The 20,735-nt window shown below is 71.0% G+C and carries 15 protein-coding genes; all 15 read left to right on the top strand.

Going from position 1 to position 20,735, the window contains the following annotated elements:
• Positions 1-38 precede the first annotated feature (38 nt).
• Genes AB0N06_RS26970 through AB0N06_RS26900 form a run of 15 tightly spaced genes read left to right on the top strand, consistent with a single transcriptional unit; the run spans position 39 to position 20,735 of the window.
• Complete coding sequence (locus AB0N06_RS26970; protein WP_366137256.1) at positions 39-1,358, top strand: nucleotide sugar dehydrogenase; 1,320 nt, start codon at positions 39-41, stop codon at positions 1,356-1,358.
• The gene (locus AB0N06_RS26965; protein WP_366137255.1) at positions 1,348-2,613 is read left to right on the top strand and encodes a glycosyltransferase family 4 protein; all 1,266 of its coding nucleotides are present in this window, start codon (positions 1,348-1,350) and stop codon (positions 2,611-2,613) included. Before AB0N06_RS26970 ends, AB0N06_RS26965 begins: the two co-directional genes overlap by 11 nt.
• Positions 2,610-4,010 (top strand): Wzz/FepE/Etk N-terminal domain-containing protein, encoded by a 1,401-nt coding sequence (locus AB0N06_RS26960; protein ID WP_366137254.1) that lies wholly within the window; start codon positions 2,610-2,612, stop codon positions 4,008-4,010. The genes AB0N06_RS26965 and AB0N06_RS26960 overlap by 4 nt, the downstream gene beginning before the upstream one ends.
• Positions 4,007-5,530: a Wzz/FepE/Etk N-terminal domain-containing protein gene (locus AB0N06_RS26955; protein WP_366137253.1), complete on the top strand. Its 1,524-nt coding sequence runs from the start codon at positions 4,007-4,009 to the stop codon at positions 5,528-5,530. The genes AB0N06_RS26960 and AB0N06_RS26955 overlap by 4 nt, the downstream gene beginning before the upstream one ends.
• 3 nt (positions 5,531-5,533) lie before the next feature.
• Entirely contained in the window at positions 5,534-7,462 is a 1,929-nt protein-coding gene (asnB, locus tag AB0N06_RS26950; protein WP_366137252.1) for an asparagine synthase (glutamine-hydrolyzing), read from the top strand.
• A 25-nt stretch (positions 7,463-7,487) separates the two neighbouring features.
• On the top strand, positions 7,488-9,668 hold the full coding sequence (locus tag AB0N06_RS26945; RefSeq protein WP_366137250.1) for a bi-domain-containing oxidoreductase: 2,181 nt from the start codon (positions 7,488-7,490) through the stop codon (positions 9,666-9,668).
• Entirely contained in the window at positions 9,665-11,617 is a 1,953-nt protein-coding gene (locus AB0N06_RS26940; protein WP_366137249.1) for an alginate lyase family protein, read from the top strand. Before AB0N06_RS26945 ends, AB0N06_RS26940 begins: the two co-directional genes overlap by 4 nt.
• Positions 11,618-11,625: 8 nt before the next feature.
• Positions 11,626-13,146, top strand: a complete 1,521-nt coding sequence (locus AB0N06_RS26935; protein ID WP_366137248.1) for a right-handed parallel beta-helix repeat-containing protein — start codon at positions 11,626-11,628, stop codon at positions 13,144-13,146.
• Between the two features lies 1 nt (position 13,147).
• On the top strand, positions 13,148-14,380 hold the full coding sequence (locus AB0N06_RS26930) for an O-antigen ligase domain-containing protein (RefSeq protein WP_366137247.1): 1,233 nt from the start codon (positions 13,148-13,150) through the stop codon (positions 14,378-14,380).
• 2 nt (positions 14,381-14,382) lie between these two features.
• The gene (locus AB0N06_RS26925) at positions 14,383-15,657 is read left to right on the top strand and encodes a glycosyltransferase (RefSeq protein WP_366137246.1); all 1,275 of its coding nucleotides are present in this window, start codon (positions 14,383-14,385) and stop codon (positions 15,655-15,657) included.
• Positions 15,654-16,928 carry a class I SAM-dependent methyltransferase gene (locus AB0N06_RS26920; protein ID WP_366137245.1) on the top strand — a complete coding sequence of 425 codons (1,275 nt, stop codon included), beginning with the start codon at positions 15,654-15,656 and terminating at the stop codon, positions 16,926-16,928. The genes AB0N06_RS26925 and AB0N06_RS26920 overlap by 4 nt, the downstream gene beginning before the upstream one ends.
• Positions 16,925-17,752, top strand: a complete 828-nt coding sequence (locus AB0N06_RS26915; RefSeq protein WP_366137244.1) for a glucose-1-phosphate cytidylyltransferase — start codon at positions 16,925-16,927, stop codon at positions 17,750-17,752. Before AB0N06_RS26920 ends, AB0N06_RS26915 begins: the two co-directional genes overlap by 4 nt.
• The gene (locus AB0N06_RS26910; RefSeq protein ID WP_366137243.1) at positions 17,749-18,396 is read left to right on the top strand and encodes a PIG-L deacetylase family protein; all 648 of its coding nucleotides are present in this window, start codon (positions 17,749-17,751) and stop codon (positions 18,394-18,396) included. Before AB0N06_RS26915 ends, AB0N06_RS26910 begins: the two co-directional genes overlap by 4 nt.
• Before the next feature lie 3 nt (positions 18,397-18,399).
• A complete protein-coding gene (locus tag AB0N06_RS26905; protein WP_366137242.1) occupies positions 18,400-19,425 on the top strand; it encodes an SDR family oxidoreductase in 1,026 nt (341 codons plus the stop codon).
• Entirely contained in the window at positions 19,413-20,735 is a 1,323-nt protein-coding gene (locus tag AB0N06_RS26900) for a DUF4910 domain-containing protein (RefSeq protein ID WP_366137240.1), read from the top strand. Before AB0N06_RS26905 ends, AB0N06_RS26900 begins: the two co-directional genes overlap by 13 nt.

Here is a 20,735-nt window from a genome sequence, read left to right as displayed (position 1 = left end):
GCAGGCCGGGAGGGCCTGTCTGGAGAGAGGAACGGGTCATGAGAGTCAGCGTTTTCGGGCTCGGCTACGTGGGCTGCGTGTCGGCCGCGTGCCTGGCCAGCATGGGTCACGAGGTCATCGGGGTGGACGTGAACCAGGTGAAGGTCGACCTGGTCAACGACGGCAAGGCCCCGGTGGTCGAGGAGCGGATCGGCGAGCTCATCGCCGAGGTCGTGCGGACCGGAGCGTTGCGCGCTACCGGCGACGTCCGCGAGGCGATCATGGGCAGCGGGGTGTCGCTGGTCTGCGTGGGCACGCCGTCGGAGTCCAACGGGAGCCTGTGCACCACGTACTTGGAGCGGGTCACCGAGCAGATCGGCGCCGCGCTGGCCGAGCGGGGTGGGTGGCACACCGTCGTGTTCCGCAGCACCATGCTCCCGGGCACCTGCCTGAACCTGCTGGTACCGATCCTGGAGAAGTACGTCGGCGGCACGGCCGGGGTGGACATCGGGGTCGCGGTCAACCCGGAGTTCCTGCGCGAGGGCACGAGCGTGCGGGACTTCTTCGACCCGCCCAAGACCGTCATCGGCGAGCTCGACCCGGCAAGCGGCGATGCGGTGTTGGCGCTGTACGACGGCCTGCCCGGCGAGGTGTTCCGAGTACCGGTCCCGACGGCTGAGGCGATCAAATACGCGGACAACGCGTTCCACGGCCTCAAGATCGGCTTCGCGAACGAGCTGGGCGCGGTGTGCCAGGCGCTCGGGGTGGACTCGCACCAGGTGATGGACGTGTTCCTGGCCGACCGCAAGCTGAACATCAGCCCCGCCTACCTACGGCCCGGCTTCGCCTTCGGTGGCTCCTGCCTGCCCAAGGACCTCCGCAGCCTGGTCCACGCGGCGCAGCGGGCCGACGTCTCGGTGCCCATCCTCTCCCACGTGCTGACCTCCAACTCCGTGCATCTGCAGCGCGCGGTGGAGCTGGTCGAGCGCACCGGCAAGCGCCGGGCGGGCCTGTTCGGGTTGTCCTTCAAGCCCGGCACTGACGACCTCCGTGAGAGCCCGCTCGTCGAGCTGGCGGAGCGGCTCATCGGCAAGGGGTACGACCTGCGGATCTACGACGCCAACGTGAGCCTGTCCCGGCTGCTCGGCGCGAACCGCGAGTACATCGAGACCCGGCTGCCGCACCTCGCGCAGCTGCTCGCGGATTCCGTCGACGAGGTGCTTGAGCACGCCGAGGTGTGCCTCGTCGGGACCAGGGATCCGGCCGTGCTGTCGGCGCTGCCCCATGGCGCCGACGGCCCGGCGATTGTCGACCTCATCCACCTTCCCGACGCCGAGACGCGCCGGGCCGAACCGGGGTACATGGGCCTTGCTTGGTAACACGACCAGCGGCGACCGGGCGGACCGGCGCGCGCTGATCCTGGTGGAGAACCTGTCGGTGCCGTTCGACCGGCGGGTGTGGCAGGAGTGCACGACACTGCGCGACGCGGGCTGGAAGGTGCACGTCATTTGTCCCCAGGGGAGTAAGCGGGACACGGAGCCGGAGGCGGAGATCGACGGGGTGCGGATCCACCGCTACCCGTTGCGCGCGGCCACCGGAGGGCCGGCCGGCTACCTGCGGGAGTACGGATCGGCGTTGTGGCATACGGTCCGGCTGGCCCGGAAGGTCGGCCCGGTCGACGTGGTCCACGCCTGCAACCCGCCCGATCTGCTGTTCTTGCCGGCACTGTGGCTGAAGCGGCGCGGCGCACGGTTCGTCTTCGACCAGCACGACCTGGTACCCGAGCTGTACCTCTCCCGGTTCGGCCGCGGCGAGGATCTGCTCTACCGCGCCGTGCGCGCGCTGGAACGGCTGACCTACCGGGCCGCGAACGTCGTGCTCGCCACGAACGAGAGCTACCGGGACGTCGCGGTGCGCCGTGGCGGTCGGCGGCCGGAGGACGTTTTCGTGGTGCGCAGCGCGCCCGATATCGACCGGTTCCAACCGGTACCGCCCGAGCCGGAGCTGAAGCGCGGCAAGCCTCATCTGCTGTGTTACCTCGGCGTCATGGGCCCGCAGGACGGCGTCGACTATGCCTTGCGGGCCCTCGCGAAGCTGCGCGACGAGCTCGGGCGGACCGACTGGCATGCGGTGTTCGTCGGCGCCGGCGACACCTTCGACGCGATGGTGGAGCTGTCCCGGCGGCTCGGGCTCTCGGAGCAGGTGCAGTTCACCGGGCGCATTCCGGATGCCGATCTGGTGCGCTACCTGTCCACTGCGGACGTGTGTCTCTCCCCCGACCCGCACAATCCGCTCAACGACGTGTCGACCATGAACAAGGTCCTGGAGTACATGGCGATGGGCCGGCCGATCGTCTCGTTCGACCTCCGGGAGGCGCGAGTCTCGGCCGGTGACGCCGCCGTCTACGCGCCCGCCGACGACGAGGCCGCGTTCGCCGGGCTCACCGCGCTGCTGATGGACGATCCGGAGAAGCGGGCCCTGATGGGCAAGATCGGCCAGGAGCGGATCAGCGGGTCGCTCTCCTGGCGGAACTCGCAAGCGTCGCTGCTCGCCGCCTACGCCGCTGCCTGCCGTGACCACGCCCCGGTGTCGGCGGGCAAGACGGTCCGAACAGGGAGGAGGACGCGGCGTTGAACGATGACACGATCCGCCTGGTCACTATCGGGCGGATCCTCCGCCGGCGCCGGCGGCTTCTCGCCGTCCTCACCGTGGTGGGCGCGCTCGTCGGCTACGGTGCCTCGGTGCTGCTGTTTCCGCCGCGATACACGGCGTCGGCATCGGTACTTTTGCCTGGGCAGTGGGAAGAGCGCGAGCTGCTGACCCAGGAGGACATCGCGACCAGTTCGTCGGTGGCCGACCGCGCGGCCGCCACGCTCGGCTGGCAGGGCGTCAGCGGCGCCGACCTGCGGGACCGAGTGAGCGCCAAGGCCGCTGACGGGAACATCATCAAGATCTCGGGCACGGCCGACACCCCCAAGCGCGCGCAGCAGCTCTCCGACCGGATGGCCCAGCAGTTCGTCAGCTACGCCGCGCGGATCGCAGGCGGCAGCACCAACTCCGACGCGGCGTTGGGGACCGAGGCGCTGCGGAAGCAGGTGGCGGAGACCAACCTACGCATCACCGAGCTGGCGGATGCGGCCGATCCGGGGCAGACCGTGGAGAGCGTGCAGAGCCGCACCGAGCTCGAGAAGTTGCGCACCACGCTCCAGGAGGCCATCGGCAAGCTGGACCAGGCCGACTCCACCGCCACCAAGGGCAACATGGTCGTCATGGGACCGGCGGCCCGGCCGGCTGGCGAGGCACCGCCGACGAGGATTCAGCTCATCGTCGCCGGGGCACTGCTGTTCTTCCTGCTCGCGGTCATCGGCCATCTCACCGCCGCACGGATGAGTCGCCGACTGCGCACCCAACCGGAGATCGCCGCGGCGCTGGGCTCGGCGCTGCTGGGTACCGTCGACGTACCCGGTGAACGGCCCGCGCACCGACCGGAAGACCGTGGCCCGCGGGCCCGGATCCGCCGGCTGCTGGGCGTCGACATCCGGTGGGACCTACCGACCCCGCAGACGTCCGGCGACGAGGCCAGCAGGCAGATCCGCTACCGGCGGGTGTGCGCCCGCCTCCGGGACCAGCTGCCGGCCCCCCGGCGGCTGCTGGTTGTCGTCCCGGACGGCGACGAGATCGCCCGCCGGGCCGCCGGGCAGCTCGTCGCCGAGGCCGAGAGCGACCCTTCCCCAGGCTCTTCGAGCAGGGGATACCCCATGCTGCGGGTGGTCGGGGTTTCGGTGTCCCAGCCGATGGTCCCGGACCGCGACAACGAGTCCGGCGTCCTGATCGTGCTCAGCGCGGGCAGCTGGACCACAGGGGAGCTCGCCGGCATCGCCGAGGCGTGTGCGGACGCCGAGCACGAGATCGTCGGCATCGTCCTCGCCGGCACGGTCCGGGTCAGTTCGACGCGGTCCGCCGGCCATTCATGGGATGCCGCCGTGCCGGCGCTCGCGGTTGGCGGCGACGCAACGGGAGGTTCAAGGTGACGACGAGTGAATCTTCGCAGTCGTCTGCCGCCGCTCCGCTGCTGGACCTGCAGGCGCTGGTGGTGGCGGTGCGGAGGCGGCGCCGCCTCTGGTGCTCCATGGCGCTGCTGGGACTGCTCGTCGGCGCCGCGGTGGCGGTCCTGCTGCCATCGCCGCCGACCGCGGTGACCAAGGTGCTGGTCGCGCATCAGGAGGACCAGCCGAACGACCCCGGAACGCTGATCCGCACCGACGTCGCGCTGCTGGAAACCACGCGGATCGCCGACAAGGCCCTGAAGTCCCTCGACTCCGCGGAAAAACCAGAGGACTTCATGCAGGACTACGGGGCCATCGGCTTGACCAACAACCTGCTGCAGATCACTGTGACAGGTGACAGCGACGCGGAAGCGGTGACCCGCGCCAAGGCGCTGGCCGATGCGTTCGTCGCGGACCATGTGAAGCGGATCCGGGCGGCCGCGGACGCCGAGTCCAAGGCCCTGCTCGACCAGCGTGACCGAATGCGGGACGATCTCGCCAAGGTCAACAAGGCCATCGGAAACGGATCGCCGGAGAGTGGGCCGACGGCGTCGTCCGACCTGGAGTCGCTCTTCGCCCGCCGGGCCGAACTCACTTCGCGGATCACCGATTTCGGTCAGCGCGCCGCGGAGGCACGCATCGGCACGCCCCAGCTCATCGCCGGCACACAGATCGTGGACGCCCCGCGCGCGGTGCGGCACTTCCTGCCCAGGGCCGCTGCCACCAACGCCGCGGTCGGCCTCGTCCTCGGGCTCGTCCTCGGGCTCGCGGTGGCCGCGGTCGGCACGGTGGTGGCGGACCGCCCCGTGCTGCGCAGGGAGATCGCGGTGAACCTGGGCGCCTCGGTCATCACGGAGCTGCCCCTCCGGTCGGGCAGGCTGTGGCAGCGCCGACGGATCCGGGCGGCACGCGAACGGCTCACCGCGTCACTGGCCCGCACCGTACGCGGCTCCGCGGAACCGGTGTCGCTGCTGGAACTGGGCTGTGCGCGCAGCACGAGCGTGATCGCGCTGGACCTCGCCAGGACACTGGCGGCGGATGGGCCAGTGGTCATCATCGATGGTCTGCCCGGCCCACAGCTCGCCAAGCGCCGCCTGAAGCCGGGAGACCCGACCGTGGTCAGCGGCGAACGTGCCGCATCCGTGCCGCATCAGGAACGCCGGGTCGGCGTCGGCTCGGTGGCGCCCGGCACGGCGTGGACCGACCTCCAGTACCTCGGCACTCAGACCGTGCTCGTCGTGCGTGCCGGGCACGGCAGCGCCGCATGGCTGCACACCGTGGCACGGCAACTCGCTGACCAGCGCATTGTGGTGATCGGTGTGGTGCTGATCGACCCCGATCCGCGGGACCGGACCGACGGCACGCTGTGGGACGGGCTGGACACCGCGCTGCGCGCCCGGAGTGAGTGGCAGGCCCGGCAGAACGGGACCGGGCGACGGCGGCGGACGGAGCGGCAGCCGATGTGGGCCGCAGGAGTCCGCGACAGCGACCAGGAGGCGCGCTAGCACATGTGTGGCATCGCAGGCACTTACCGATGGCCGGACGGGAAGGAAGTGACCGATCGGCTCACCGACATCCTCGCCCACCGCGGTCCGGACGGGGCGGGCCGGTACAGCCACGCCGTCGGTGACGGCGAAGTGTACCTCGGGCACCGCCGACTGGCCATCATCGACCTGTCCGAGACCGGCGCCCAGCCGATGGTCGCGGACGGCCTCGCCCTGACGTACAACGGCGAGCTGTACAACGCGCCCGAGCTGCGTGCCGAGCTGGCAGCCGCCGGGGTGCGCTTCCGCGGTACGTCCGACACCGAGGTGCTCCTCGAGGCCTGGCGGCGCTGGGGTACGGACTGCCTGCCCCGGCTGCGCGGCATGTTCGCGTTCGGGATCTTCGACGAGCGAACCGGTGATCTGGTGCTCGCCCGCGACCAGCTCGGCATCAAGCCGCTGTTCCTGCTCCGTCGCGGCGAGGGGCTGGTGTTCGCCTCCGAGCTCAAGGCGCTCGCCGCCGCGACCGGCAGGTCGCTGGACGTGGACCACGCGGCGCTGGTGGCCTCACTGCTGTACTACTGGGTGCCGGACTCACGGTGCGCGTACCGCGAAGCGGAGAAGCTGCCGCCGGGGAGCTGGCTGAGGTGCCGGCGCGACGGCCGGGTGGAGCGCGGCCGGTACTGGCACCTGAAGGACGTCGCCGCCGAGGGCCGGGAGCGGGCCCGGAGCGGCGAGCGGCTGGACCTCGCCGCCATCGTCGAGGAGTCAACTCGGCAGCACCTGCTCTCCGACGTACCGGTGGCGACCTTCCTCTCCGGCGGCCTCGACTCCAGCTGGCTGACCGCGCTGGCGGCCCGCCACCGACCCGAGATCTCCGCCTACACGATCGGGTTCCGCGCCGAGGACGCCAAGTTCGAGGCGATGCCGGACGACCTGCGCTATGCCAGGAAGGTGGCCGAGCAGTTCGGCGTCGACCTGCACGAGATCGAGATCGCCCCGAACGTGCTCGACCTGCTGCCACAGATGACGTACCACCTGGACGAGCCGATCGGCGATCCCGCCGCGATCAACACCTTCCTGATCTGCTCGGCCGCTCGGGAGGCCGGGGTCAAGGTGATGCTCTCGGGGATGGGCGCCGACGAGCTGTTCGCGGGGTACCGCAAGCACCTGGCCAACCTGCTCGCGCTGCGCTATCAGCGCGTCCCGTGGCCCTTGCGTCGCGGCCTGTCCAGGGCCGTGGACCGGCTGCCGGTCGCCACGTCCCGCCGCGGGTACCGGTCGGTGCGCTTCGCGAAGCGGTTCCTCTCCTTCGCCGATCTGCCGGAGGAGACTGCGTTCCGGCGCAGCTACACCATGTACGACCAGGACGAGCTGCTCGCCCTTCTCGATCCGGACCTGGCCGGGACGGTCGAGGACGTGCTGACCGAGCACGCGGACGTCTACCAGGACAACGACCTCGACGACTTCGTCAACCGCATGTGCCTGGGCGACGCCCGGATGTTCCTGCCGGGCCTGAACCTCACGTACACCGACCGGTCGAGCATGGCCGCGTCGACCGAGGTACGCGTGCCGTACGTGGACGTCGAGGTGGTCAAGGCGGCGTTCGCCGTACCCGGCGATCGCAAGATCGTCGGACGACAGGGCAAGGCCGTCCTCAAGGAGGCGGCCACCTCGATCCTGCCCAGGGAGATCGTGTACCGGCCCAAGGGCCTGTTCAGCGCCCCGCTGCGCGCCTGGATGAGCCGGGATCTGGCACCGCTGGTGCGCGAGGTGGTACACGACGGCGTGCTCGTCAATTCCGGGTTCCTGCGCCGCGACGCGCTGGCGCGCATGGTCGCCGAGGACGCCGCCGGGCAGCGGGACTTCTCCAAGCATCTGTGGCACGTGCTGACCCTGGAGCACTGGTATCGCGGCGCGACCTCTGGCTCCGGCCAGAGCCAGACGGCTTGACGGCATAGAAACAAGAGGAGCTCGGGTGAAACAGGTTGTGCAGAACTACAAGAGCGGCGAGCTGGCGGTGCTCGACGTGCCGGTGCCGGGGTGCAAGCCGGGCGGTGTGCTGGTCCGCAGCGCCTACTCGCTGATTTCCACCGGGACCGAGCTCATGAAGGTGTCCGAGGCCGGCATGTCGATGCTGGGCAAGGCCCGCTCCCGGCCGGACCAGATGGCCAAGGTCATGCAGAGCGTGGCCACCAACGGGGTGCCCGCCACTTACCGCAAGGTGATGGGCAAGCTGGACTCCTACACGCCGCTGGGCTACTCGCTGTGCGGGGTGGTCGAGCAGGTCGGCACCGGGATCAGCGACGTGGCGGTCGGCGACCTCGTGGCCTGCGCCGGCAATGAGCACGCGTTGCATGCCGAGCTGAACTGGGTGCCGAAGAACCTCTACGCCCGGGTGCCGGACGGCCTCGCGCCGCGGCACGCGGCCTTCGGCACCGTCGGGTCGATCGCGATGCAGGGCGTCCGCCGCGGCGAGCCGCAACTCGGCGACGTGGCGCTGGTCATCGGCCTCGGGCTGATCGGGCAGCTGGTGGTGCAGCTCCTTGCGGCCTCAGGGGTCCGCGTCGTCGGGGTCGACCCCGACCCGGTGCGCTGCGAGCTCGCCGAGCGCCTGGGTGCTGCGGCCTGCGGCGATCCCGCGTCCGCGGCCGTGGAAGCCGTCGTCGCCGAACTCACCGGCGGTCATGGCGTGGACCAGGTGTACCTGGCCGCCGGCGGCGGCAGCAACCAGCCCGTCGAGCTGGCCGCGCGGCTCTGCCGGGACCGCGGCCGGGTCGTCGACATCGGCAAGTGCCGTCTGGACCTGCCGTGGAACGCGTACTACGAGAAGGAGCTCGACGTCCGGTTCTCCCGCAGTTACGGCCCCGGGCGCTACGACCCGGAGTACGAGCTCGAGGGGCGGGACTACCCGATCGGCTACGTGCGCTGGACCGAGCGCCGCAACCTGGCATGTTTCCTCAATCTCGTCGCCCGCGGCAGCGTCGACGTGGAGCCGTTGGTCTCCCACATCGCCGACTTCGATGACGCCGTCGAGACGTACCAGCGCCTGAAGGACGGCGGCCTGAAGGCCATCGCTGTGCTGTTCCGGTACCCCGAACACGCGGGGGAACCGGAGGCCCCGGCGGTGGCCGTGCCCGCGGCGCGACGCAGCGGCGGAGCGTCCACCCCGGCCCGGTCTGCCAAGGTGCCGGTGCGGCTGGCGTTCGTCGGCGCGGGCAACTACGCCACGTCGATGCTGCTGCCGCATCTGGCACAGCGCGACGGCGTCGAGTTGTCCACGGTCGTCACCACGACGGCGCTGTCCGCGGCCAACGCGAAGCGGAAGTTCGGCTTCGCCGAGGCGACCACCGACCTCGACGCCGTGCTCGGTGACAAGTCCATCGACGCGGTGTTCGTCGTCACCCGGCACAGCTCGCACGCCGAACTGACCCGCAGGGCGCTCCTTGCCGGCAAGACAGTGTTCGTGGAGAAGCCCCTGGCCCTCACCGAGGACGAGCTGGCAGGCGTGCTCGCGGCGGTGGAGGAGTCCGGCAACGACCGCCTGCAGGTCGGCTTCAACCGCCGGTTCGCGCCGCTGTTGCAGGAGGCCAGGAAGCGGTTCGGCGCCCGGACCGGTCCGGCGAGCCTCCGCTACCTGGTCAACGCGGGCCGGCTGCAGCACGGCAGCTGGTACCTCCAACAGGGCACCGAGGGCTCGCGCTTCGCCGGCGAGGGCGGACACTTCATCGACACGGCGAGCTGGCTGCTCGAGGCCGACCCGGTCTCGGTGTACGCGGTCGCCACGTCCGGCAACGAGGACCTGCAGGTCGTGCTGCGCTACCCGGACGGGTCCGCCGCCACCATCAGCTACGTCACCACCGGCGCGGCCGGCTTCCCCAAGGAGACGCTGGACCTCGTCGCGGACGGCAAGGTGCTGCGGCTCGACGACTTCGTCCGTGCCTCGGTGTACGGCCGCAAGCGGTGGGTCAGTTCGCGGCTGCCCAAGGCCCGGGACAAGGGCCAGTCCGCCGAACTGGCCGCGTTCATCAAGGCCGTGCGGACCGGCGGGCCGATGCCGGTGCCGCTGGAGTCGCTGGCCGCCACCACAGCGGCCACCCTCGCCGTGCAGACCGGCCTGGCCGGCGGCGCGCCGGTGACGTTGGCGAGCGCTCGATGACCATGAGCGCAGGCTGGTACCTGCGGCGCCTTTCCCGGATGAGACCGCGGGAGGTCGGCGGCCGGGTGGGCGACACGGTGCGCAGACGGCGGTGGCGGTCGGCGCCGCCGGACTGCCCGGACGTGACCGGCGCCCGGTTCACCGCGTCGCTGCCCGCGGGGGCGGTCGACGCGGTGGCACCCGACGCGGCGAAGCGTCTCGTCGCCGAGGCGGACCGGCTGATGGCCGGGCACGCCGAGTTCTTCGGCGTCGAGCGGGACGACCTGGCCGACCCGGACTGGTGGTACGACCCGAAGACGGGACGCCGGGCGCCGGAGGGCTACGCCTTCGACGTGCCGTACCGCAGCGAGGAGCAGGTCGGGGACATCAAGCAGATCTGGGAGCCGTCCCGGCACCAGTACCTCACCGTGCTCGCCGCCGCCTACGCGATCGCCGGGGACGAGCGGTACGCCGAGCGAGTGGCCGCGCACCTGCGGTCGTGGTGGACGGCCAACCCGCCGCTGCGCGGGGTGCACTGGACCAGCGGCATCGAGCTGGGCATCCGGCTGCTGTCCTGGGTGTGGATCCGCCGGCTGCTCGACGGCTGGCCGGGCGCGCCCGCTCTGTTCGAGGACAACCCGGTGGCGGTGAACCAGATCTGGCACCACCAGCGCTGGCTGGCCGCCTTCCCCAGCCGCGGGTCCTCGGCGAACAACCACGTCATCGCCGAGACCGCCGGGCAGTTCGCCGCAGCCTGCGCGTTCGGGTGGTTCCCCTCCTCGGCGCGCTGGCGGGCCGACGCGCTGCGGTCGCTGGAGCGGCAGCTTCGCAGCAACACCTTCCACTCCGGCCTCAACCGCGAGCTGGCCACCGAGTATCACGGACTGGTGCTGGAGCTCGGCCTGGCCGCGGTGGCCGAGGCGGATGCCGCAGGCCGGCCGGTCCCCGCGTCGATCCGGCTGGTGCTGCTGCGGATGACCGACGCGCTCGCGGCCATCGTGGACAGTCGGCTACGGCCGCCGCGCCAGGGGGACGCGGACGACGGGCACGGGCTGGTCGTGGACGGCGCGGGCACCGACCGCTGGGCCTCGCTGCTGGCTACCGGGGACGCGGTGTTCGGTCGGCTCGACTGGTGGCCGGCGGTGACCGGCACCGATGTGCGCACCCCGCTGCTGGCCGCGCTCATCCGGCCCACCGCACCGGCCGTGTCCCGCCCGGCAAGCCGACCGGCCCATTTCGCCGACGCGGGCATGACCATCCTGCGTGGTCCGGCGGAGATCTGGTGCCGCTGCGACGGTGGTCCGCACGGATTCCTGTCCATCGCCGCGCATGCTCACGCGGACGCGCTGTCCGTGGAGGTCCGGCACGACGGGGTCGACGTGCTCGCCGACCCGGGGACGTTCTGCTACCACGGGCAGCCCGAGTGGCGGCAGTACTTCCGGTCGACCCTCGGCCACAACACCCTGCAACTGGATGGCGGTGACCAGTCCGTCTCCGGCGGCCCGTTCCTGTGGACCCGGCATGCCCGCAGCAACGTCCTGGTCGCGGACACATCCGGCGCCTCCGATGGGGGGACGGCCCGATGGTGCGCCGAGCACGACGGTTACCAGCGCTCCGTGCACCGCCGCCGGGTGGATCTGACGGCCGCGAGCCAGGAGCTGAGGGTGGTTGACGAGGTGCGCGGCCCGCGCCGGGCCGTGCACCTGGCGTTCCACCTCGGCCCGGCGATCGCCGCGGACCTCGTGGGGAACCGGGCAGTACTCACCTGGACCCGGGACGGCGAGGACCGCTCCGCGGCGCTCGACCTGCCCGGGCAGCTGTGCTGGCGGGCGCATCGCGGCGAGAGTGACCCGCCGCTGGGCTGGTACTCCGCCGGCTTCGGGCGCAAGGAACCCGCCACCACGCTGGTCGGCACCGGCGTCGCCGACGGCGCGGAGGGGTTCACCACCGTACTCAGGTTCCGCGGCTAGGGGGGCGCATGGGGATCAAGAGGCACCACTGGGCATTGGCGGCGGTACCGCTGGCGCTGGCCCTGCTGGCGGCGCCCGGCTGTGAGAGCACGCCGGGCGCCCGGGCAAAGCCGGCCGCTGCGCCATCCACGTCCGTGGCCCGGGTGTGCGCCAACCCCGCGTCCGGGCCGGCGAAGGCGCCGGCGGGCGCGGTGACGGTCGACCCCTCGGTGGCCGGTGACCTGGCCGCGAAGACGAAGAGCAGCCCGCCGAACACCACGTTCTGGCTTCGGCCGGGCAAGCACCGGCTCGAGGCGGACCGCTACGCCCAGGTCATCCCCAAGGAGGGGAACCGCTACCTCGGTGCGCCGGGCGCGGTGCTCGACGGCCGGAAGAAGAACCAGTACGCGTTCGGCGGTACCGCCCGCAACGTCACCATCCGCTACCTGACCGTGCAACGTTTCGTCGCGCCGCGCGACGAGGGCGTGGTCAACCATGACTCGGCCGACGGGTGGGTGATCGAGCACGCGACGATCCAGAACAACTCGGGCGCCGGGCTGATGGCCGGGGCCCGCCAGCGGGTCCGCGCCAGCTGCCTGCGCGACAACGGTCAGTACGGCGTGAACGCGTACAAGGGCAACGGCCGTATCAGCGGCCTGGTGGTCGAGGGCAACGAGATCGTGGGCAACAACACGGACGACTGGGAGCGGAAGCGGCCGGGCTGCGGCTGCACCGGAGGCGTCAAGTTCTGGGCCGTCGACGGCGCCGACGTACGCGGCAACTGGGTGCACGACAACCGCGGAACCGGGTTGTGGGCGGACACCAACAACAACGACTTCCTCATCGAGGACAATGTGCTCGAGGCCAACGACGGAGCCGCGCTGATCTACGAGACCAGCTACAACGCGGTCATCCGGAAGAACACGATCCGGCGGAACAACTGGGTCGAGGGCCGCAAGTACGCGGACCGCGGGGACAACTTCCCCTTCGCGACCCTCTACTTGTCCGAATCGGGCGGCGAACCACGGGTCCGGGCCCGTACGGACAGGATCGAGGTCTACCGGAACCTGCTGGAGAACAACTGGTCCGGGATCACCCTGTGGGAGAACGCCGACCGGTTCTGCAACAGCCCGGCCAACACCTCCTCCGGTGACTGCACGTTGCTGGTCAAGGACATGGACCGCTGCGCCCAGCCGGCGATCGCCACCGAACCGCTCTACGCCGACTGCCGGTGGAAGACCCAGCGGGTGGACATCCACAACAACCGCTTCCTGCTGGACAAGTCCGTCGTCGACTGCACGGTCAAGTGCGACCGCATAGCGGTGCTGGCCAACTACGGCACCTACCCGGACTGGTCGCCGTACCAGGGCGAGCGGGTGGCCGAGGCGATCACCAGCAAGCAGCAGAACCGCTGGCATGACAACGCCTACCTCGGACCATGGAAATTCGTCGCCCACGACCCGAGCCGGATCCTCAACTCCGGGCAGTGGCAGGGCACGCCGTACCAGCAGGACGCGGGCAGCACCTTCCGCACCCAGGACGGTGGTTGAGATGCACACCGACCACACACCGAAGATCATCGGGACCGTCTGGGGACTGCTGATCCTCAACACGCTCGGCTCCGCCGGGGCGAAGACCATCATTCCGCTGCCCCGCTCCCTCATCCAGATGGTCACCATGGGCTCGCTGGTCGCCGCGTTCTCGCTGGCGCTCGCAGTCAATCTCCGGCTGCGCATCCAAGCGAGCGCCTTCGTGTTCCTGCTCACCCTGCTGCTGGTGCTGAGCGTGATCTCCAGCGCCCACCTGGAGTCCGGGTTCGGCGCGCTGTTCCGCTGCGCCCGGCTGGCTCTCTTCGTCGGCACGCTGTGGCTGCTCAGCCGCTGGTGGGACGGCGGCCTGACGTTCGTCCGGCACCACATCCGGATGTACTTCGCGGTGCTCGGGTCGGTGGCCGCCGGCCTGGTCATCTCACCGGGCGCGGCCATGCCCGAGACTTACGGCGGGCGGCTGGTCGGCGCGTTGTGGCCGCTCACCCCGCCGCAGATCGGACAGTACGCCGCGGTGATCATCGGGCTTACCGTGCTGCTCGTTCTGGGCCGCCGGACCGACAAGGCCGGCGCGGCGGTGGTCATCGTGCCGTCACTCGTCCTGCTCGCGCTGACCCATACCCGGACGGCTACGCTCGGCCTGCTCATCGGGCTGGCGTTGGCGATCGGCTCGCTCATCCTGACCAGCGCCGCCGCCCGCCGGTTCTTCGCCTGGGCGGTGCTCTACGCCGCCGTGGCCGCGGTGGGGTTCGCCTCCGCGCTGCAGGCGTGGTTCCTGCGCGGACAGAGCCAGGAGTACTTCACCAGCCTCACCGGTCGGGCCAAGGTCTGGGACGCCCTGCTGGCAGCGCCCCGGACGACCTCGGAGCAGGTGTTCGGCATGGGCCTGGGCGACAAGTCGTTCGGCGGGCTGCCGATCGACAACAGCTGGCTGGCCGTTTACAACGAGCAGGGTATGACCGGCGTCGCCTTGGTGGCGGCGATCATCATCGTGTTGGGCGGCGTCGCGTTGCTGCGGCCACCGACGCTGTCGAGAGCCTGCGCGATCTTTCTGATCAGCTACTGCGCGATCGCGTCGTACACCGAGACCGGGCTGGGCGACGCCTCGCCGTATCTGCTGCATCTGGCGGTGGCCGCTTCACTGCTGGCGGCACCTGCCGCGGCCACTCCCCTCTCGACGCCCGAAGTCCCTCGACGACGCGTCCCGCGATGGGCCCAGAGATCGGAGGTGACCTGAGCATGCACGTCCTCGTGGTGCACAACCGCTACGCCTCGGCGCAGCCGAGCGGGGAGAACAAGGTCGTCGACCAGGAGGTGGCACTGCTGCGCGGGGCCGGCCACCGGGTCGAAGTGTTCGAGCGGCGCAGCGACGACATCGCTGCCCGATCCCTGCTGGGCAAGGTCGCGGTACCGCTGCTGGTGCCGTGGAACCCGGCGGTCCGCGCGGAGCTCGCCGCCCGGCTTCGCACCGAGCGGCCGGACGTGGTGCACGTCCACAACGTCTTCCCACTCCTGTCGCCGGCGGTGCTGGCCGCCTGCGCCGACGCCGGCGTGCCCGCCGTCGCCACGCTGCACAACTACACCCAGGTCTGCCCGCCCGGCACGCTGCAGCGGGACGGCCGGCCGTGCACCGAGTGCGTCGGGTCCGCTCCGCTGCCCGCCGTCCAGCACGGCTGCTACCGGAGCTCCCGGCTGGCTACGGTGCCGCTCGCGGTCAGCCTGTCGGTCAACCGACGGCGGTGGTGGTCCGGCGTGGAGCGGTTCTTCTGCATCTCCGCGGCGCAGCGCGACGTCCTGGCGCGGGCCGGCATGCCGGCCGAGCGGCTGGCCGTGAAGCACAACTTCGTGCCCGAACCGGGCGCCCGCCGAGATGGCGATGGCGAGCATCTGCTCTATCTCGGCCGGCTCGCGGAGGCCAAGGGCGTGCGGCTGCTCATGGCCGCGTGGGACGAGATCGCCGCGGACGGCGGGGTGGGCGTGCCGCTCGTGATCGCCGGCACGGGACCGCTGGAGCGAGAGGTGACCGCCTGGGCGGCGGGCCGGGACGACGTGCGGTACGTCGGCCTGTACGACCAGGCGGAGTGCCGGCAGGCCATCGCGCGGTCGATCGCCGTGGTGGCTCCCTCCACGTGGCTGGAGGCGTTCGGCCTGGTGGTCGTGGAGGCGATGGCGGCAGGGGTCCCGACCGTCGCCGCCGGTCACGGCGCCTTCATCGAACTCGTCGAGGACGGGGTGACCGGGCTGCTGCACCGGCCGGGCGAGGTTGCCTCGCTCGCGTCCTGCATACGCCGGATCACGGCCGAGACGGCCCGCAACCGGGAGATGGGCCAGGCGACCCGGCGCCGTTACGAGCAGCACTTCAGCCCGGCCGTCGGGCTGGAGCGCCTGGTGGAGGGATACCGCATTGCGATCGCGGGTCGGTCCGGCGGCGGGGGCAGCGCGCCGCCGGCAGGGAACGGAAACGATGGCTCGCGGCGGAACACCCGCGCGAGCAGAGATGGGGGCAGTAAATGACACGATGCCGACTCTGCAGCTCGGCGGCGATGGGGAGCGTCGTCGATCTGGGGACGACCCCGCCGTGTGAAAGCTTTCTCGCCGCGGACCAACTGGACCTGCCGGAGCCGACGTACCCGCTGCATCTGCGGGTCTGCACCGACTGCTGGCTCGCGCAGATCCCTCCGCTGATCACGCCGGAGGAGACGTTCACGCAGTATGCCTACTTCTCCTCCTACTCGACCTCCTGGGTGGAGCACGCGCGCACGTTCGTCGCCGACGCCGTACAGCGGCTGGGTCTCGGCCCCGACGCCTTCGTGGTCGAGGTCGCGAGCAACGACGGGTACCTGTTGAGGCATGTGGTGGACCGCGGGATCCGCTGCCTCGGCATCGATCCCTCGGTGAACGTCGGCGCCGCGGCGCGGGACGCGGGTGTGCCCACGCTCACGGAGTTCCTGGACCCGGAAACCGGCGCCAACGTCCGCGCCGAGCACGGCCCGGCGGACCTGGTCGTGGCCAACAACGTGTACGCGCACATCCCCGACGTGGTCGGGTTCACCCGGGGGCTGCGCGCCCTGGTCGCCGACGACGGCTGGGTCTCCATCGAGGTGCAGCACCTGCTGACCCTGATCGAGGAGAACCAGTACGACACGATCTACCACGAGCACTTCCAGTACTACACGGTCGCGTCCGCGATCCGGGCGCTGGCGAGCGGCGGACTCGCGCTCGTGGACGTCGAGTTGCTGCCCACGCACGGCGGATCCATCCGGCTGTGGGCCCGGCCGGCCGAGGTGGCCGGCGAGCCGACCAATGGGGTATCCCCTGCTCGAGCGGAGCCGAGAGCTTGGGGAAGGGTGGCCGACGTGCTGGACCGGGAGAAGGCCGCCGGGCTGCAGGAGCTGTCCGGGTACACCGCGTTCTCCGCTCGGGTGGCCAAGGTGCGCCGGGACCTGCTGCGGTTCCTCATCGAGGCGGCCGAGCGCGGCGAGACGGTCGTCGGCTACGGCGCCCCGGGCAAGGGCAACACCCTGCTCAACCACTGCGGCATCCGGCCCGACCTGCTCCCGTACACGGTCGACCGCAACCCCTACAAGCACGGCAGGTTCACCCCGGGCACCCGCATCCCGATCCTGCCGCCCGAGCAGATCAGCACCGACAAACCCGACTACGTCCTCGTCCTCCCGTGGAACCTGCGGGCCGAGCTGGTCGAGCAGCTGTCCTTCGTGCACGAGTGGGGCGGCCGGCTGGTCTTTCCCATCCCGGAACTGAGCATTGTCGAGGTCAAGCCATGAAGGTCGTTCTGTTCTGCGGCGGTTACGGGCTGCGTATGCGCAACGGAGCCTCCGACGACACGCCCAAGCCGATGGCGATGGTCGGCCCGCGGCCGCTGATCTGGCACGTCATGCGCTACTACGCACACTTCGGGCACACGGAGTTCATCCTGTGTCTCGGGTACGGGGCTCACCACATCAAGAACTTCTTCCTCAACTACGAGGAGACGACGTCCAACGACTTCGTGCTGCGGGGCGGGCGGACCGAGCTGCTGTCCACCGACATCGCCGACTGGACGATCACGTTCGCGCAGACCGGCATCGAGTCACCGATCGGGGAGCGGCTGCGCCGGGTGCGGCACCACCTGGCCGGCGACGAGATGTTCCTCGCCAACTACGCCGACGTGCTCACCGATGCCCCGTTGCCGGAGATGATCGACCGGTTCGCCCGGCGCGACGCCGGTGCGTCGATGATGGTGGTGCCGCCGCAGTCCTCGTTCCATTGCGTGGACCTGGGCGAGGACGGCCTGGTGGGAGGCATTACCGCGGTGAGTGACATGCCGCTGTGGGAGAACGGCGGCTACTTCGTGCTCCGCCAGGAGGTCTTCGACCACATCCCGGAGAACGGGGACCTGGTCGCTGACGGTTGCGCCCAACTGGCCAAGCACGGACGGCTGGTGGCGCACCAGCACCGCGGCTTCTGGAAGCCGACCGACACCGTGAAGGAGCGGGCCGCGCTCGACGCTGCCTACGCCCAAGGCGACCGCCCGTGGACCGTGTGGGAACGGGACGGCGCGGGGGCGAGCGCGACCGGCAGCAGGCACGGTGCCGGAGCGAGGGCGTGATCCGGCTCGGGGCCGGGCGCCTGGACCGGATCGTCGCGGTGGGCGCGCACTGCGACGACATCGCCATCGGCGCCGGCGGTACGCTGCTGACGCTGTGCCTCGCGCGGCCGGGTATCCGCGTCGACGCGCTGGTGCTCTCCGGCGGTGGCAGCGAGCGGGAGCAGGAGGAGCAGGCCGCGCTCGCCGCCTTCTGCCCGGGCGCCGACCTGCGGCTGACCGTGCACAAGCTGCCGGACGGCCGGCTGCCCGCGCGCTGGGACGAGGCCAAGGCCGCGGTCGAGGATCTGCGCGCGGGGACAGAGCCGGATCTCGTGCTTGCCCCGCGCACCGATGACGCGCACCAGGATCACCGCGGTCTGGCGAAGCTGATGACCACCGCGTTCCGCGACCACCTCGTGCTCGGCTACGAGATCGTCAAGTGGGACGGCGATCTCGGCCGTCCGGCGGCGTACCAGCCGCTGTCGCCGGAGATCGCCGAACAAAAGGTGCGGCTGCTGCAGGAGCACTACCCCTCGCAGCAGCACCGGCCCTGGTACGACCGGGAAGCCTTCCTCGGGCTGGCCCGGATCCGCGGTATCGAAAGCCACGCGCGCTACGCCGAGGCGTTCGCCGTCACCAAACTCACTCTCGACCTGGGGGACTGAACCTTGCGCGTATTGCTGACCGGACACCAGGGCTACCTGGGCACCGTGATGGCCCCGGTCCTCACGGCCGCCGGGCACGAAGTCGTCGGTCTTGACGCCGGCCTGTTCGCCGACTGCGTGCTGGGCCCGCCGCCCGCGGACCCGCCGGGGCCGCGGGCGGACCTGCGCGACGTCACGGTCGAACACGTGGCCGGGGTGGACGCCGTGATCCACCTGGCCGCCCTGTCCAACGACCCGCTGGGGTCGCTGGCGCCGGAGCTCACCTACGACATCAACCACCACGCGTCCGTACGGCTGGCCCGGCTGGCCCGCGACGCCGGAGTGCGGCGCTTCCTGTACGCGTCGACCTGCTCGGTCTACGGCGCCGCCGGCGGCGACGACCTGGTGGCCGAGGACGCCCCGCTGCGCCCGGTGACGCCGTACGCGGAGTCCAAGGTGCGGGTGGAGGACGACCTGCACGCGCTCTGCGACGGCGACTTCAGCCCGGTGTTCATGCGCAACGCCACCGCCTTCGGCTTCTCGCCCCGGCTGCGCGCCGACATCGTGCTGAACAACCTGGTGGGCCACGCGCTCCTGTCCGGCGAGGTGCTGGTGATGTCCGACGGCACGCCCTGGCGTCCGCTGGTGCACGCCGCCGACATCGCACGGGCCTTCACAGCAGCGCTGACCGCGCCGCGCGAAGCGGTGCACGACCGGGCGTTCAACATCGGCAGCGAGATCAACAACGTCACGGTCGCCGAGATCGCCGAGCAGGTCGCAGAGGCGGTATCCGGCTCGAAGGTGGTGATCACCGGGGAGACCGGTGCCGATCCGCGATCGTACCGGGTGGACTTCACCCGGTTCCGCGCCGCGGTGCCCGGCTTCGACTGCGAGTGGACCGTGAAGCAGGGCGCGCTCGAACTCGCCGACAACTACCGGAAATACGGGCTGACCCGGGAGGACTTCGAGCGACGCTTCACCCGGCTGGCCGTGCTGCGCGCGGCGTCCGACGCCGGCACCGTCGACGACACCCTGCGGTGGCGCCGATGACCGCGGCCGGCGAACAGATGCACGCGCTGGTGGAGCGGCTGTACCCGCTGTGCCGGAGCATCACCGGCGACGGTGTGCGCGCCACCCTGGAGATCGTCGGCGAGTACGTCCCGCTGCAGGTGCACGAGGTGCCGACCGGGACGCAAGTGCTCGACTGGACGGTGCCGCAGGAGTGGAACATCCGGGACGCGTACATCGCCGACACCGCCGGCAACCGGGTCGTCGACTTCGCCGCCTCCAGCCTGCACGTGCTCGGCTACAGCGTGCCGGTGTCGGGGACCATGCCGCTGGCCGAGCTGCGGGAACACCTGCACACCCTGCCGGACCACCCGACCTGGGTGCCCTACCGCACGAGCTACTACAAGCCGGAATGGGGGTTCTGCCTGGCCCAGGAGACCGTGGACGCGCTGCCGGACGGCGAGTACGAGGTGCGCATCGACTCCACGCTCGCGGACGGCCACCTCACCTACGCCGAGCACGTGGTCCCCGGGCAGGTCACCGACGAGGTGATCGTCTCCTGCCACGTCTGCCACCCGTCGCTGGCCAACGACAACCTGGCCGGCATCGCGGTGGCGACGTTCCTGGCCCGGGCGCTGGCGCAGGAAACGCCGTACTACACCTACCGGTTCATCTACGCGCCCGGCACCATCGGGGCGATCACTTGGCTGGCCCGCAACGCGGAGCGGGTGAATGGGGTATCCCCTGCTCGAGCGGAGCCGAGAGCTCGGGGAAGGGTCAAGCACGGCCTTGTGCTGGCCTGCGCCGGCGACCCGGGCCGGCTGACGTACAAGCAGAGCAGGCGCGGCGACGCGGAGATCGACCGGGTGATGCGGCACGTGCTTGCCGCCTCCGAACGCCCGCACCGCGTCGCCGAGTTCACTCCGTACGGCTACGACGAGCGGCAGTTCTGCTCGCCCGGGTTCGATCTCGGCGTGGGCTCGCTCAGCCGGACCCCGTACGCCGGGTACCCCGAGTACCACACCTCGGCGGACAACCTGGACTTCGTCTCCCCGGAGGCGATGGCGGACACTCTCGCCGTCTGCCGCGAGGCATTCGCCGTCCTTGACCGCAACCGGCAGTACGTCAACCTCAGCCCCTACGGCGAGCCACAGCTGGGCCGGCGCGGGTTGTACGACTCGCTCGGCGGCCGCAGCGACGCGAAGCAGGCCCAGATGGCCATGCTCTGGGTGCTCAGCCTCTCCGACGGCGAGCACAGTCTGCTGGACGTCGCCGAGCGGTCCGGGCTGCCGTTCGACACCGTCGCCGGCGCGGCCGGCGCCCTGCACGCCGCCGGGCTGATCAAGGAATGA

The sequence above is a fragment of the Streptomyces sp. NPDC051020 genome, assembly GCF_040683105.1.
Lineage (GTDB): Bacteria > Actinomycetota > Actinomycetes > Streptomycetales > Streptomycetaceae > Streptomyces.
This window is presented reverse-complemented; position numbering and strand designations above follow the sequence as displayed.

Coding starts and splice junctions, on each gene's coding strand:
- AB0N06_RS26970 (WP_366137256.1), top strand. CDS start 39: ATGAGAGTCAGCGTTTTCGGGCTCGGCTACGTGGGCTGCGTGTCGGCC.
- asnB (WP_366137252.1), top strand. CDS start 5,534: ATGTGTGGCATCGCAGGCACTTACCGATGGCCGGACGGGAAGGAAGTG.
- AB0N06_RS26940 (WP_366137249.1), top strand. CDS start 9,665: ATGACCATGAGCGCAGGCTGGTACCTGCGGCGCCTTTCCCGGATGAGA.
- AB0N06_RS26935 (WP_366137248.1), top strand. CDS start 11,626: ATGGGGATCAAGAGGCACCACTGGGCATTGGCGGCGGTACCGCTGGCG.
- AB0N06_RS26930 (WP_366137247.1), top strand. CDS start 13,148: ATGCACACCGACCACACACCGAAGATCATCGGGACCGTCTGGGGACTG.
- AB0N06_RS26925 (WP_366137246.1), top strand. CDS start 14,383: ATGCACGTCCTCGTGGTGCACAACCGCTACGCCTCGGCGCAGCCGAGC.
- AB0N06_RS26920 (WP_366137245.1), top strand. CDS start 15,654: ATGACACGATGCCGACTCTGCAGCTCGGCGGCGATGGGGAGCGTCGTC.
- AB0N06_RS26915 (WP_366137244.1), top strand. CDS start 16,925: ATGAAGGTCGTTCTGTTCTGCGGCGGTTACGGGCTGCGTATGCGCAAC.